We start from the raw sequence: 1,785 nt of genomic DNA on the forward strand, positions 1-1,785 counted from the left end.
CGGCCCTAGCGCAGAGCGTCCCTATGCTTTCGTGAGCCTTGAATCAGCGGGACTTGGCGAGTTCCGCCACAGGTCCTATAACGAAGCCGCTTGCGATCACCTGCCGAACCTAGTTGACCCCATGGCAGCGCGAGCGGCCTTTGAGGTGGCGATCGAGTCACGCTTTGAGGCTCGCACCCATGATTTGCGCGAGAGTCCGGCTGCCGAGCTCCTTGCCTTCACCAGCGGCAAACCAAGTACTGCACTAACGGCCCTGGCGGAGATGGCGCGGCGTGAACTCGCGCGAAAGGATATCTATGCAGCCGGTGGCGTCGCGCGGCGCGCGCTTCCGCTACTGAAGGATAATCCGGACGCCGCGACTGTGGTCGATGCTTTGTCGATCGTCGAAGCCTATTAACTGGGGTGCTGCCGAGCTGGATGAGGTGACGGCATCCATCGTAGCGCGTGCTGAAATAGGCGCGCGTGATCGCACCGACACCGCGCCGCGGCGTCTGCTGCAGACCGCGCTTGCCCGGCGCGGAAACATCGTTGAGGTGGTGTGTACGGTGCAGCGGAAGCCGAGGTCTATTATGCCGAAAGTCTTCGCCACTGCCGCGACCTGCACCGCTGTGATCCGAGCCCGACCAGCTTCACCGATCTATGTTGCGCCTGTGTCCGGATGGGAAACATCATCAAGAGCCTTGGCGGATCAGGTGGTGGCGGATCGCTGTTGAAAGAATCTTATGATCTCGCCCGTGAAATGACCTCGCTATACGGCGAGGACGAGGCTGGTCCGATGTTGGCGCTAGCAGTTTCCGCGCTTGCATCCGCGACGGAGGCAGAGAGCGACTTCGCAGCAGCGCGGGAACTTTATCAAGTAGCCGTGGAGGCTTCAGCCACGAAAGGCACTCCGCGTTCCGTTCTAGAATGGCGAGGCCATGGCTTCCGCTTGTCAAGGCTTGCCCTAGCAACCCACGCCGCGGGCGATGTCTCGGGCGCCCGCATATATTATCAGGAAGCGCTACAGCTTTTTGAGAGGCTTCACGCGGCCACGGGCGATGCCGGATTCGCCACCGATGCCGAGGCGATCCGCCGCGCGTTGGACCAGATATGAGAGGGTCCCGCTTAAGCTGTCTATGGCCCGCCGTGGCCCGTTCGCACAGGCGTTCGGCTACATCTCCGCGCGTGGCATCAGGGTAGGCCAGACCAGCGTGGCCAAGTATATGGTGCGGAGGGGGGCCCTCCGTCGCAGGGTTGGAAGACGTTCCTTCGGAAATATGCTGACGGCATTGGCGCAAGGGACCTTTTCGTGATTCGTTCTGTTTATGGATTGCTGACCATGGGCCATGGACGGCGGCAGATCCTGTGGTTTGGAGTAACCGCGCATCCGACGGCCGAATGGTTCGCCTCAAGCTTGCGGCTGGGAGCAAATCCTTCGTTATTTGATCCGGGACCGCGATGGCGCCTACAGCGCTATATTCCTGCGTCGGGTTAGGTCCATCGGTATTCGAGATCGCCCGACCTCCGCTCGCTCACTCTGGCAAAACGCATATGCCGAACGGCCGATCGGATCGATCCGCAGGGAATGTATTGATCATATCGTGTTATTCGGCGAACGCCATCTGCGCCACGTGCTGCTCTCGTACATGAGCTACTACTACAACACTACAACGGCTCACGCACCCATTTGTCATTGAACAAAGGCGCGCGGATATCACGCGCCGCCGAGACAGCCGGACGCATTCTCTGTCGCCTGATTCTGGGCGGATTGCATCATCAATATGCCCGGATTTGATATGCGGTAGG

Annotated in this window: 2 protein-coding genes; both read left to right on the plus strand. The window is 60.2% G+C overall.

Going from position 1 to position 1,785, the window contains the following annotated elements; genetic code table 11:
* A partial coding sequence (locus tag NWI01_RS18535) for a hypothetical protein (RefSeq protein ID WP_210243018.1) occupies positions 1-397 on the plus strand: 397 nt, incomplete at its 5' end.
* A gap of 141 nt (positions 398-538) precedes the next feature.
* Entirely contained in the window at positions 539-1,093 is a 555-nt protein-coding gene (locus tag NWI01_RS18540; protein ID WP_141385410.1) for a hypothetical protein, read from the plus strand.
* Positions 1,094-1,785: the final 692 nt, after the last annotated feature.

The sequence above is a fragment of the Nitrobacter winogradskyi genome (genome assembly GCF_006539545.1).
GTDB lineage: Bacteria > Pseudomonadota > Alphaproteobacteria > Rhizobiales > Xanthobacteraceae > Nitrobacter > Nitrobacter winogradskyi_A.